Annotated in this window: 5 protein-coding genes; all 5 read left to right on the top strand. The window is 60.0% G+C overall.

Features of this window, described 5'->3' with window-relative positions; genetic code table 11:
• Nucleotides 1–5: 5 nt before the first annotated feature.
• Nucleotides 6–2,639: an ABC transporter permease gene (locus LAO21_05255; protein ID MBZ5552107.1), complete on the top strand. Its 2,634-nt coding sequence runs from the start codon at nt 6–8 to the stop codon at nt 2,637–2,639.
• Between the two features lie 243 nt (nt 2,640–2,882).
• A complete protein-coding gene (locus LAO21_05250; GenBank protein ID MBZ5552106.1) occupies nt 2,883–5,498 on the top strand; it encodes an ABC transporter permease in 2,616 nt (871 codons plus the stop codon).
• A gap of 224 nt (nt 5,499–5,722) precedes the next feature.
• On the top strand, nt 5,723–8,356 hold the full coding sequence (locus LAO21_05245; GenBank protein ID MBZ5552105.1) for an ABC transporter permease: 2,634 nt from the start codon (nt 5,723–5,725) through the stop codon (nt 8,354–8,356).
• Between the two features lie 189 nt (nt 8,357–8,545).
• On the top strand, nt 8,546–11,164 hold the full coding sequence (locus LAO21_05240) for an ABC transporter permease (GenBank protein ID MBZ5552104.1): 2,619 nt from the start codon (nt 8,546–8,548) through the stop codon (nt 11,162–11,164).
• 113 nt (nt 11,165–11,277) lie between these two features.
• Complete coding sequence (locus tag LAO21_05235; protein ID MBZ5552103.1) at nt 11,278–13,935, top strand: ABC transporter permease; 2,658 nt, start codon at nt 11,278–11,280, stop codon at nt 13,933–13,935.
• Nucleotides 13,936–14,025: the final 90 nt, after the last annotated feature.

Raw genomic sequence — 14,025 nt, 5'->3', positions numbered from 1 at the left:
AAATCATGAACTTTGCTTTCTGGCGGCGTCGACAACGGGAAGAAGATCTCAACCAAGAAATTGAAAGCCACCTCGCCATGGCGGCCAGCGAGCACGCGGAGCGGGGCGAGGCTCTCGATGCAGCGCGACATGCGGTCCATCGGGAATTTGGCAATGTGGACCTGGTGTGCGAGGTGACCCGGCAGCATTGGGGCGGGCGATGGCTGGAACATCTGGTACAGGACATCCGCTACGGCGCCCGGATGTTGCGACGGAATCCCGTTTTTGCTCTGATCGCGGTGTTGACCTTGGCGCTGGGTATTGGGGCGAACACGGCGGTCTTCAGCATCGTCAATGCAGTTTTTCTCAGATCGCTCCCCTTTCCGGACGCTGGTCGAATCTACCAGGTCGGCCGGACCGGAAACCGAATTGGGGGATCCTCGATTTCCCTTCCGATTTTTCTCGAATGGCAGGACCGACAAAACGTCTTCGAACATCTCGCCCTTATTCGTTGGTCCGGGCCGGAAACCCTCACCGGCGCCGGTGAGCCGCTACAAATCAAGAGCCTGTCGGTCTCCACGGAGTTCTTCCCTGCCCTCGGCGTCCAGCCGGCCCTGGGACGCGCCTTTCTCCCTGAGGAAGGGAGACCGGGCGGACCCCACGTGCTGATGTTGGGAGAGGGCTTCTGGCAGGGCCATTTTGGCGCGGACCCGAAGGTGCTGGGTCGCGCGCTGACGTTCGACGGTGAACTCTTCATCGTGGTGGGTATTCTCCCGCGGGGTTTCGAATTGCCCATTCCGGGCGCGCGAGACGTGCAAGTGTGGTTTCCGGTTCATCTCCCCAGGGTGAGCGATAACCCGAGCAACGAGGTCTTGTGTGTAGGGCTCTTGAGACCTGGAGTTACAACGGCTCAGGCCGAAGCAGCACTCACGCCTCCGCTGGCGGATTTGTCCCGACAATACCCGAAAATGATCGGGTCGAACGAGCAAGCACACCTGGTGAGACTGCGCGACTTTGTTTCGCATCGGGCGGGTTCCGCCCCCCTCCTTTTGCTGGGTGCAGTTGTATTTCTGCTGCTTATCGTATGCGCTAATGTCGCCAATCTGCTCCTGGCCCGCGCGGCCGTCCGAAAGAGAGAAATGGCTATCCGTGGGGCCATTGGGGCCGGCCGTGGGCGAATCATCCGTCAACTCTTGACGGAGAGCCTCCTGCTGGCGCTGCTGGGCGGATCAATCGGGGTGATGGTCTGTTATCTCTGTTTTGATTTCATTGCTCGGCTCGTTCCCGCCGGCCTTCTGCGGGTGGGTGCGGTCCGGATCGATTTCCCGGTGCTTGTCACCTCCTTGCTGGTCAGCGTCCTGGCGGGTACTGTCTTCGGCCTGGTACCGGCGCTCGCCGCTTCGCGCCAGGATTTGAACATTTCGCTCAAGGAGATGGCCCGGCAGTCCAGTTCAGTGGGCGCATGGTGGCTCCGCTCGGCGCTGGTTGTAGCCGAATTGGCTCTCGCGCTGGTTCTTCTGATGGGAGCTGCACTGCTGATAGAAAGCTTTGCCCGGCTGCTTCGCGTCCAGCCTGGATTCGACTCAAGCCATCTGTTGACATTCCAAGTGGCCCTTCCCTCGAAAAAGTATGATTCACCGGACCGGCGATCGCAGGTATTCGCGCAAGCAACACAGGAATTTGCGGCACTGCCCGGCGCCAAGCAGGTCGGCCTTGCAAACGTCGTGCCTCTCAAAGGCGGGCCGGACTTGCTCTTTAACATCGTCGGAGGGACGCGTTCAATCCCACCGGAAACTGCCCTGGATGCCGAGTACCGCATCATCAGCCCGGGTTACTTCTCAGCCCTCCAAATTGCGCTGCTGCATGGGCGAAGCTTCAACGACACTGATAATCGTGCATCGCGGGCTGTCGCCATCGTAAACCGGTCGATGGCCGATGCCTTTTGGCCCGACATTGATCCCATCGGACGTCAAATCCGGATCGGCAGGCCTATGGGACCCGCCTGGACCGAACCCGCCCCACGGGAAATTATTGGGGTCGTCGAAGATATCCGCGAAGGCTCGCTGGCCGAGGGCCCCGAGGCCACCATGTACATCCCATATGCCCAAGCGCCGCAATCGGACACTGCATTTTTTCTGGTCCGAACGGCAGGTGATCCGGCCGCGTTTGTTCCTTCCATTCGGAGCGCATTAAAGCGGGTGGATGCCGCCTTGCCGCTTTTTAATGTCACGACGATGGAGGACGTTGTTGCGGGGTCCTTGGGCGATTGGCGGTTTCGCACGACCCTGCTCGCCCTCTTCGGTGGCATCGCCCTGTTCATCGCAACCATCGGTGTTTATGGCGTCGTCGCCTACTCGGTCACGCAGAGGACACATGAAATGGGGATCCGGTCGGCGCTTGGTGCAAAGCCGGGGAGCTTGCTGCGCCTGGTTATCGTCCGCGGTGTCCGGCTCGCGGGGACGGGTGTGCTACTTGGCATGCTGGGGGCGCTGGCGTTGACTCGATTGATGAGGGGCCTGCTGTACGAGACAAAAGCGACCGACCCCTGGACCTTCACCGGCGTTGCAGTCCTCCTTATGCTGGTGGCGGTAGCAGCGTGTTACTCCCCTGCCCGGCGTGCCTCAAGAGTGGATCCCGTGGTGGCGCTCCGGTATGAGTAACTCGCGAGTGCCAGGGATGACAGGATGAAGTCAGAAGTCAGAAGTCAGAGGTCGGAAGTCGGAGGTCGAAAGTCAACGCTCAGGTGATGCCAGAGGCCAGAAGCCAGACTGACAGATCTGCCGATCTGAGTTGTTTTTGGTCTTGCTCGTTTGTTGTGAATCGGTTCTGAATTGGCAATCCCGACCTCAAACCTCGACTTCAGGACCAGGAATTCTTAGGGGGATTGAAACGGAGATGGAACGATGAAATTTCCTTTCTGGCGACGTGGACAGCGAGAAGACGACCTCCAGCATGAAATTGAGATCCACTTGCAGATGGCGCGTAAAGAACGGGTCGAGCGAGGTGAAACTCCCGACAAGGCGCAGCATGCGGTCCATCGGGAGTTCGGGAACGTCGATCTGGTGCGAGAAGTCACCCGGCAGCAGTGGAGATGGAACTGGTTCGATGGCTTCCTTCGCGATACCGGCTATGGCGTGCGGATGCTCTGGAAGAACCCCGGCTTCACCGCCGTCGCCGTGCTCACGCTGGCACTTGGAATCGGCGCCACGACGGCGATTTTCAGCGCTTTGAACCCGATCCTGTTCGAGCCGCTCCCGTACCCTGACGCCAGTCGGATCTTGATGATCTGGGACATCTTCCAGGACAAGCGCTCCGACGTAACGTTTCACACCTACCGCGAACTGGCGGCACGGAGCCGTTCCTTCGACGCGATCGGCGTATTCGAGCCCTGGCGGCCGACCATGACTGGGTTAGACCTACCGGAACGATTCAACGGGCAAAGCGTGAGCGCAAGTTACTTCCGGGTGCTGGAAGTGTCGCCCGTCCTGGGGCGGGACTTCCAGGCCTCCGACGATGTGCTCAAGGGCCCCAAGGTAGTGATGCTCAGCGACGCACTGTGGCGGAGGCGCTTTGCCGGCGATCGCGCCATCATCGGGCGCCAGATCACCCTGGACGGGGACCTCTATACCGTCATCGGCGTGATGCCACACGCGTTCGAGAATGTCCTGGGTCCCTCGACAGAAATCTGGTCGCCCATGCACTACGACGCCGAGAATATCGCTAGTTTCGACACCGCAGAGTGGGGTCATCACCTGCGTATGGTGGGGCGGCTGCGTCCAGGCTTCGGAATCGACCAGGCCAGACGGGATCTCGAATCGATTGCGCACCACCCGGTGGCGGAGTTTCCCAGGCCGCGTTGGGCGTCCCTCAGGTTAGGGTTCATCGCCAATTCCTTGCAGGACGAAATCACCCGCGGGGTGAAACCGGCCCTCTTCACCATTTTTGGGGCGGTGATCCTGGTGCTCCTGATCGCCTGTGTGAACGTGACAAACCTTCTGCTTGCGCGCGGGGTGCAACGCCGGGGCGAATTTGCGCTGCGCGCCGCGCTCGGCGCGGGGCATAGCCGGCTGATCCGGCAACTGCTCACCGAGAGCCTGCTCCTCGCGGCAATGGGCGGCGTGGCCGGCACGGCCGTGGCGATGCTCAGCGTGCGCGCTCTCGTGGCGCTCAGTCCATCTGAGCTGCCGCGCGTCGCCGCGATCGGTCTCGATGGCACGGTGTTCGCCTTCGGATTGGGCGTCACCACTTTGATCGCACTGGCCTTTGGATTGATCCCGGCGCTTCACGCGGCGCACAGCGATCCTCACCGGGACCTCCAGCAGGCCTCACGGCGCCTTGCCGGCGGACCGGGGCGCCTACGCGGCGCACTCGTCGTTGCGGAGGTCGCGCTGGCCCTCGTGTTGCTGGTCAGCACAGGATTGCTTCTCCGCAGCCTCCAGCGCCTGTTTGCAGTTCCTGTGGGCTTCGATTCGCCACACCTGCTCACTATGCAGGTGCAGACGTCCGGCCACCGGTTCGACGACCACAGCGCCAGGCGCCGGTTCTTCGAGCAGGCCCTGGAAGCGGTCCGCAACGTTCCCGGCGTCGCGTCGGCAGCGTTCACCAGTCTATTGCCGCTGAGTGGCGATCAATATGGCGAGTATGGGGCGCAGTTCGAGAAGGACAAGGGCGCTTACGACGTATTTCGATATGTGGTGACCCCGGGGTATTTCGTGACCATGGGCATCGCACTCCGCCGCGGCCGCCTGCTCGACGCGCATGATGGAGCCGACGCGCCGCCCGCCGTTCTGATCAGCGAATCCCTGGCAAAGAGCGAATTCCCCGGTCAAGACCCCATTGGCCAGCGTCTTCATGTCGGGCCCGTGAATCGGCCGTGGTACATCATTGTTGGAGTCGTAGGGAACGTGAAGCAGGCCTCTGTGGCGTTGAGCAATCCGGATGCAGTGTACATCACGATGAACCAGTCGTGGTTCGCAGATGAGATGATGTCGCTTGTGGTCCGGGCACAGGGAGGCGCTGCGTCACTCGCCCCTGCCATGAGAAAGGCGATCTGGTCGGTGGACAAGGACCAGCCGATTGTGCGTGTTGCGACGATGGAAGATCTGCTGGCCGCGTCGGCGGCGGAGCGGCGCTTCGCGTTGATCCTGTTCGAGGTGTTCGCGCTCGCGGCCCTGGTGCTCGCGGCGGCCGGCATCTACGGCGTGCTCTCCGGCAGCGTGGCCGAACGCACGCATGAAATGGGGATCCGGAAGACCCTTGGCGCTCAGCGAGGTGCTGTACTGAGGCTCGTGCTTGGACAAGCCACACGGTTGACCCTCGTCGGGGTGTGCATCGGTATGGCGGGCGCGCTTGAGGCGACACCGCTCATGGCGAGCCTTTTGTTTGGGATCTCAGCGACCGACCCCGTTACCTTCTTCGCCGTGGCGGCTCTGCTCACGTTGGTCGCGCTGGCGGCTTCCTTCCTGCCGGCATGGCGCGCCATGCGAGTGGATCCGGTGGTGGCGTTGCGGTATGAGTGATTAGTGAGAAGTGGAAAGTATCGAGGGTGAGGTCGGAAATCGGAAGTCGGACCTCAAACCGCAAGTGATGCCAGAAGCAAGAAGCCAGACTAACAGATCTGCTGATCAGACCTGTTTTGGGTGTTGGCTGCTTCCATCGGCGTCTCTTCTGACTTCGGACTTCCGACATCTGACTACCAACTCAGGACTACCATTTTTGGCTTGAGGGAAACGGAGATGGACTCATGAAATTCCCGTCCTGGCGGCACCGACAACGAGGAGAAGGCCTCAAGAATGAAATTGAGAGTCACCTGCAAATGGCCGCGCGGGATCGTGCCGAGCGCGGCGAGTTGCCCGATGAAGCGCGACACGCCGCGCGCCGGGAATTCGGCAATGTGGAACTGGTGCGTGAGGTGACACGTCAGCAATGGGGATGGCGGTGGCTGGAGAATCTGCTTCAGGATGTCCGTTTCGGCGCACGCATGCTGCGCAAGAATCCTGCCTTCTCGGCCGTCGCGTTGCTGACGCTGGCGCTTGCAATCGGAGCCAACACAGCCATTTTCAGCGTCGTGAATAGCACGCTTCTTCAGCCCTTACCCCTAAGAGCTGCAAACCGTATTGTGGTTATTTGGGTCAATAACCTTCAACAGGGCTGGCCCCGCGTGGGGCCATCGGGCCTGGATTACCTGGACTGGAAGGAGCAGAACAAGTCCTTCGATGACTTGTTCCTGTTCGAGCACGGCACCGGCACGGTCACGGGCGAGGGAGAACCTGAGCAAGTGGCCGGGTTGCGCGTGACGACTAATTTCGGCGACTTCTTTGGCTTCCAGCCTGTTCTTGGCCGGACTTTCCGTCCGGAGGAATCCGCAGCCCGCCACAATCTCGTCCTCCTCTCCTACGCCTACTGGCAGCGCGGCTTTGGTTCGGATCCCGCTGTCATCGGAAGAGGGATGACCTTGAACGGCGAGTCGTACACCATCATCGGGGTGCTGCCGGCTTCCCTGGCTGCTTTTCGTCCCGTCGACGTTGTGGTTCCCTTTGATACCGGCTGGGTGAAGCGGGCGGACTCCAACCTCGGAGTCTTGGGCCGTCTGAAACCCGGAGTTACGCTAGAGCAAGCCTCCGCAGAGATGGGTACAATCGCGGAGCGAATCGGGAGGGAGCGGCCGAATCGCAAAGGATGGGGCACGGTCCTGGTTCCGATCGAGGCGGCCCGGGTGGAATACATCCGCCCGGCGTTGCTGCTCCTTCTGGGCGCCGTGGGTTTCGTGCTGCTTATTGCCTGCGTCAACGTCGCTAATTTGATGTCAGCGCGGACCGTCACGCGCCAGCGGGAGGTGGCTATCCGAAAGGCCCTGGGCGCCGGGCACCTCCAGCTGGTCCGCCAGTTTCTGGCGGAGAGCATATTGCTGGCACTCGTGGGGGGTGCCGCGGGCTTGCTTCTGGCGCTTTGGGGCACCGACTTGTTGATAAAAGTGGTGCCATCCCGCATTCCGGTTCCCCATGCCGCAGACTCAGTCTTGTTGCCCAAGGTTCACATGGACGGAACGGTGGTCGGTTTCACGGTGCTGGCTTCTCTGCTTACAGGGATCGTTTTCGGGTTGATTCCCGCATTTCAGAGTTCCCGGTGGAGTCTCAACGAAACGCTCAAGGAGAGAGGCAGGGGCACTCTTGCCGGCCCGCGAGGCCATCGGACGCACGCCACACTGGTGATTCTCGAGGCTGCCCTCGCGTTCGTGCTGGTGATCGGAGCGGCTCTAATGATCAACAGCTTTTGGCGCTTGCTGAAGGCCAATCCGGGTTTTAACCCTGAGCACCTGTTGACCCTGCGAATCAAGCTCTCATTGGACGCAAAGGATTCGAAATACCGGGAGCCGCGGCAACGGGCCGTCATCTTCCAGCGGTTCCTGGAGAATGTTGAAGCTCTCCCCGCAGTCCACTCGGCCGCGCTCACCGAGATCGTCCCTCTGAGCGAGCAGGAGCAGGACAGGTGGTTTTTCGTGATTAAAGAGGCGCCCCCCCCACCCGCTGGAGAGCAATTCGCAGCGGATTTCAGGGACGTCAGCCCCAGCTATTTTGGAACGATGGGCATCCCGCTGCTTCGGGGCCGGGCTTTCACCGATCATGACAATGCAGATGGCCCCCGGGTCGTAGCGATTGACGAGACTCTCGCCCGCCATTTCTTCCCCAACCAGGATCCCATTGGCCGGCATCTGCAAATTCCCGATGGGACTCGACCCGGGCGGGAAATCGTTGGCGTCGTCGGAGCGGTTCGGGACACAGGTTTCGACCAGGAACCACGTCCAACGATTTACTTTCCCTACCTGCAGAGCCCTGACCAGACCATGAGCATAGTGGTCCGGACGAACGCAAAGCCCGGAACGATTTTGCCTGCCATCAAGAGCGCCATCTGGTCGGTGGACAAAGATCAGCCCATCTTCGATGTCAAGACTATGGACGATATCGTGTCGGGGGTTGTTTCGGCCCAACGCCTTGCTTTTGTGCTGTTGGGGATCTTTGCGCTTGTGGCCCTGGCGCTGGCGGCAGTGGGGATCTATGGCGTCACTTCTTACGCGGTCAGCCAGAGGACTCAGGAGATCGGCATCCGCATGGCTCTCGGGGCCGGGAGGTACGACGTGTTCTGGTTGGTCGTGCGACGTGGATTGACGCTAACGTTGGCAGGCGTGGGACTGGGCGCCGGAGCAGCGTTGGTTCTTACGCGCTTCCTGTCGAGCATTCTTTACGCGGTCCGCCCCAACGATCCACTGACCTACCTCTTCGTGGCCATCGTTCTCGGTCTGGTGGCCTTGCTGGCCTGTTCCCTTCCGGCGCGCCGGGCCATGCGAGTCGACCCGATGGTGGCGCTGCGGTATGAGTAACTGACGGAAGATTGAGCAAAATGAAAGTGAGGTCAGAACCCGGAGGTCGGAAGTCAGAAGAGGACAGAAATTCTGATGGTCTGGCTTCTGGCCGCTAGTTTTCAGTTCTTTTCCGATTTCTGACGTCCAACCTCTGACATCGGATTCAGGATCGGGCATGTTCGATTCCACGAAGAAGGAGATGGCGCCATGAAATTCACCCTCTGGCGACGTAGACGTCGAGAAGAGGATCTCAAGGTGGAAATTGAAAGCCACTTGCAGATGGCGGGGCGAGACCGCCTCGAGCGGGGTGATGCACCCGAGCAGGCGCGACACGCTGTCCACCGGGATTTCGGCAATGTGGATCTGGTGCGCGAGATAACCCGGGGCCAGTGGGGCTGGCGTTGGCTGGAGAACCTTTTTCAGGACCTTCGATTCGCCCTGCGGATGCTTGGGAAAAACCCGGGCTTTACGGCGGTTGCCCTCCTCGTCCTGGCATTGGGGATCGGCGCCAATTCCGCGATTTTCAGCGTTGTCAATGCCGTGTTGCTTCGTCCCCTGCCGTTCCGCGATCCCGGGCGGCTCTTCCTGGTCTGGCACGTGCCGCCCCAAAAGAGCTTTCCCGGGACCCCCACCTTTTCTGTATCCCCGGCGAACTATCTCGACTGGCAGAAACAGAATCATGTGTTCGAGCGAATGGCGGCGCTGGGCTTGGGGCGGTTTACCCTGACGGGCCGGGGTGAGCCGGAATCGGTGGCAGGTTCAAATGTCGCCGCCGATTTCTTCACCCTCTTGGGGGTCTTGCCCGACCGGGGCCGTAGTTTTGTTTCCGACGATGACCAGCCGGGGCACGGGAATGTCGTGGTGGTCAGCCATGCCTTCTGGCAAAGCCATTTTGGAGGAAACCCGAATGCCCTGGGGCAAACGCTCCGGCTCGATAACAAGAGTTACGCGGTGATTGGCGTCATGCCTCCTCAGTTTGAATTTCCGTTTCAATCACAGCTTTGGGTCCCCATGGCTTGGTCTGACAAGGACCGCGCCATCCGCGGCATTCACAACTACCTCGTGATGGCGCGGTTGAAAGTCGGGGTGGATGTGAAAAAGGCCCAGGCGGAGATGGACACCATTTCAAACCGCCTGGCGCAAGACTATCCGGCTGACAATGCGGGATGGGGCGCGGTGGTCTTGCCCCTCCGTGATCAATTGGTGGGAGATGTGCGGCCTGCCTTGATCGTGCTGCTGGGCGCCGTGGCCTTTGTGCTGTTGATTGCATGCACCAATGTGGCAAACCTGACCCTGGCCAAGGCCCTGGGGCGCCGGAAGGAGATCGCTATCCGCACCGCCCTGGGGGCCGGTCGCGCGCGCGTGTTGCGGCAGGTTCTTTCCGAAATGGTGCTATTGTCGCTGCTGGGGGGGGCCCTCGCACTCGGCCTTGCTCGCTTTGGAGTCGCGGGGATCGCATCGTTTCTTAGTGGCCAGTTGCCTCTCAGCGTGGAAATCGGCTTGGACAAATGGGTCCTGACCTTCACCCTGGGGATTTCGATCCTGACCGGAATCCTCTCCGGCCTGATGCCGGCCTGGCACCTGATGAAAACAAACCTAAGTGATTCCCTGAAGGAAGGACTTGGAAGGACCGATGCCGTCTCCGGCGGCAGGACGCGGGGCGTGCTCGTCGTCTCCCAAATTGCGCTGTCGCTGGTGCTCCTCATCGGAGCAGGGTTGATGATTCGTACGCTGTGGCTGCTCAAAAGCGTCAATCCGGGGTTCAACCCTCATAATGTTCTGACCGTGCCGCTCGCTATTTCGGAAACGAAGTACCCAAAGATGTCGCAGCAATCCGCTTTTTTCAACGCGGTTCTCGAGCGCGTCCACGGGTTGCCCGGGGTCGAATCCGCCGGACAGATCGACAGCCCACCGCTGCAGGGCGGATCGACGCAACCGGTTGCCGTCGAAGGCCAACCGGTGGTGCCGATGGCGGACCAGCCTGAGGTCGCGGTCCGCCTGATCACGCCGGGCTATCTTCGGGCCCTGCGGATTCCGCTCCTTGAAGGTCGCGACTTCACAGACGGGGACAATGCAGACTCCCAGCGAGTCCTCCTGGTCAGCGAATCGTTTGCCAAGCGTTTTTGGCCGCATCAGAACGCGATCGGGAAGCACGTGACCCTCACCTTTTATCCGGGAGTCCTCCGCGAAGTGGTCGGCGTGGTGGGCGATGTGAAGCTGAATGGACTGGAGCTGACAAGATCCGTTGAGACGGTCTACCACCCGATGGCCCAAAACCCCGAGACCACGCGCATGGTTCTTGCGGTGCGCACCTACTCGCAACCGACCAGCCTGCTTTCGGCAGTGAGCCGCGCGGTGCACGAGGTGGACCCGGATGAGCCCATCATCAACGTGGCTACCATGGACGATATTGTCAACCAATCACTCCTTCAGCGGCGGCTCAGCATGTTTCTCCTCGCATCTTTCGCGGGCCTGGCCCTGATGCTCGCGGCGGTCGGCATCTACGGAGTCCAATCCTATGCCGTCAGACAGCGTGTACAGGAAATCGGCATACGGATGGCCCTCGGGGCGCAAGAAGGTGACGTCTTTCGCCTCATCGTCGGACAGGGGTTGGTGCTAGCGGCCATTGGAACGGGGATCGGCCTGGCCGCCGCTTTTGCCCTGACGCGCTTGATGGCAGGGCTGCTGTTTGGCCTCAGTCCCACCGATCCGGCGACCTTTGGCGGGGTCGCTTTCCTCTTGATGATCATCGCGCTGGTGGCCTCCTACCTCCCGGCACGTCGCGCCACGCGTGTCGATCCCCTGGTGGCCTTGCGGTATGAGTGAGATGCGAGGAGTGGGGCGTGATGGAGACGAAGTCAGAAGTCAGAGAAACACCCTGACATCCGACCTCCGACCTCCAAATTAATTTACTGGTCCCTACTCAAGGAGAGTGGCTCATGAGGTTCGCGTTCTGGCCTCGAAGCCGGCGAGATGAACATTTCAGGCAGGAAATCGATGCTCACCTGCAGAGGGCGACGAAAGATCGTATCGAACGCGGGGAATCCCCTGAGGAAGCCCGTCACGCTGCACATCGTGAATTCGGAAATGTGGATCTGGTGCGGGAAGTAACACGCGGCCAGTGGGGATGGAGATGGATCGAGAATGTGCTTCAAGATCTCCACTTTGGCGCCCGCCTCCTCACCAAGAATCCCAGCTTCACCAGTGTGGCCGTGCTGACCCTGGCGTTGGGCATCGGGGCGAATACCGCAATTTACAGTCTCGTGGACGCTCTCCTCTTGAGGGCGCTTCCCGTGAAGGATCCGCAACATCTCGTCCTGGTCAATCGCACCGTACCGCAGGGCGGGATGGAAAACGACTTTCCCATTTCCACCTTCGAGCAATTTCGCAATCGGAGCCATTCCTTCGCTGGAATGTTTGCACGCGACGACTCACGGGTCAGCATCACCGTGAATGGCCAGCCGGAACTGGTCTGGGGAGATTTCGTTTCTGGAGGATTCTTCGATGTCCTTGGAGTCGAAGCAATGCTGGGCCGAACCTTCGGTCTTGACGACGACCAGCCCGGGAAAAGACCGGTCACGGTCATCACTTTTGGCTTCTGGGAGCGGCGGTTTGGCCGCGACCCGTCCGTCATCGGGAAGACCATCTACCTGGGGAAAATTCCATTCACGGTGATTGGAGTCACCCCGAAGAGGTTTCATGGATTGGGTCGACGGATTGAAGGCCTGGATATCATCCTTCCTATGTTCATGCAGCCTCAGCTTGCATTGAAGGACCACGATACATTCGAGATTATCGGGCGATTGAAGACAGGGGTTCATCCAGAACAGGCCCGGGCGGAATTGAACGTCCTTTATCAGCAAGTCCTCAGGCAGGCCGCCGGATCTTCTATCTCGGCAGCGACAGCGGGAAGAATTAGCGCGAGCAGAATCGAGCTCAAGCCCGGTCAACGGGGCACGGCAGATCCGCAGGACAGCTTTGCACGAGAGCTTCGTATTCTGATTGCTGTTGTTGGGATCGTTTTGCTGATCACCGGCGTGAACGTAGCCAACCTGCTCCTGGCGCGGGGAACGGTGCGCCAAAAGGAAATAGCTGTGCGACTAGCGCTCGGGGCAAGCCGTGGCCGCTTGATTCGCCAGTTGCTGACCGAAAATCTTTTACTGGCGGCGCTCGGGGGCGTGCTTGGACTGCTACTGGCGAGCTGGGCCACCAACGGTTTGCTTGCTGTCCTTCTCAATAGAAAGGATTTCGTTCCCTTTGAACCTGCGCTCGATATAAGAATCTTTCTCTTTACCGCAGCGGTCTCCCTGTTGACCGGGATCCTGATTGGATTAATGCCTGCTCTTGCGGCAAATCGGGTGGAGGTTAATTCGGCTCTGAAAGGAATTAACGGAGCAGCAAGAGCTCGCCCGATCCGTCACGTCGCTGCGAAATCGCTGGTCGTCACGCAGGTTGTTCTTTCCCTGGTCCTTCTGGTGGCGGCGGGTCTATTGATTCGAAGCATCCGCCAGCTCTATGCCGTGGACACCGGATACGAGGGGAACAAAGTCATGATGATGTGGGCCTTCCCTGCGCTCATCGGTTACGATCACACCCGAGAATTGAATCTCTATCGCGGATTGCTTGAAAAGATGAATGCGATGCCAGGGGTCGAATCGGCCAGCGTGTCGCGGTTCCGAATGGTCTTCGGGCAGTGGTATCGAAAGCTTTGGGTGTCGGGTCGGTCGTCAGACCTCAATGAGGTGAGCAAGGTCTATTGCGACCCGGTTGGCCCCCGCTTTTTCGAGACCATGGGAATCCCATTGCTTCTTGGCAGGGAATTCACGACGGCTGATTCAGAAACAGCTTCCCCGGTTGCCGTCATCAGCGAGTCCATGGCACGGAAATTCTTCCCGGACGGGAACCCTCTTGGGCGGCGGATTGGGTTTGACGGTCCCCAATCCAGTTCTAGAATTCAAATTGTCGGCGTCGTAAAGGATATCAAACACCACCCGGCAGGTGACCGGGCGTCAGATGCCGTTTTTATTCCTTACACACAGTCACCGGCAGAGATGCTGGGACAAATGAACCTGGTGCTTCGCGCCCCCGTTCGACGGGCTGACCTTGTTCCCGCGATCCGCCACCAGGTCCAGTCCGTCGAAGCTGACCTTCCGCTGGCCGACATCGAGACGGAATCGGCAGAGATGGACGAGTTCCTCGGCGATGAGCGATCCCTTGCGACCCTGTTGAGTTTCTTTGGCGCTCTCGCGCTCGGACTGGCCTCGATCGGCTTGTATGGCACCATGTCACACGCTGTCACGCACAGGACGAAGGAACTTGGCGTCCGCGTTGCACTCGGCGCGCGGCCGGAAGACATGTTCTGGCTGATCCTGCGTGAAATATTAGTGCTCATCTCCCTGGGAATTGGGATCGGCATTCCAGTGGCCCTGGCGGCCTCCCGATTGATATCAAACATGCTGTTCGGAGTTCAAACGACAGACGCTGTGACCATTACCCTCTGCATTCTTGTGATGTGCGTGGGATCTCTGTTGGCAGGCTACATTCCCGCTCGTAGAGCCATGAAGGTGGATCCCATTAGGGCCTTAAGGTACGAGTAACCAGACACTTTGGAGTGCGCCGCCTAAGCGGCGTTTTGAGACCTTTTCAGCCTGGATTCCAATCGGTGAAACACTCAGAAGCGGCTGTGC

It is taken from the genome of Terriglobia bacterium, assembly GCA_020073085.1.
Lineage (GTDB): Bacteria > Acidobacteriota > Terriglobia > JAIQFV01 > JAIQFV01 > JAIQFV01.
Note: the sequence above shows the minus strand (reverse complement) of the source record. Positions and strands in the feature narration are given on the sequence as shown.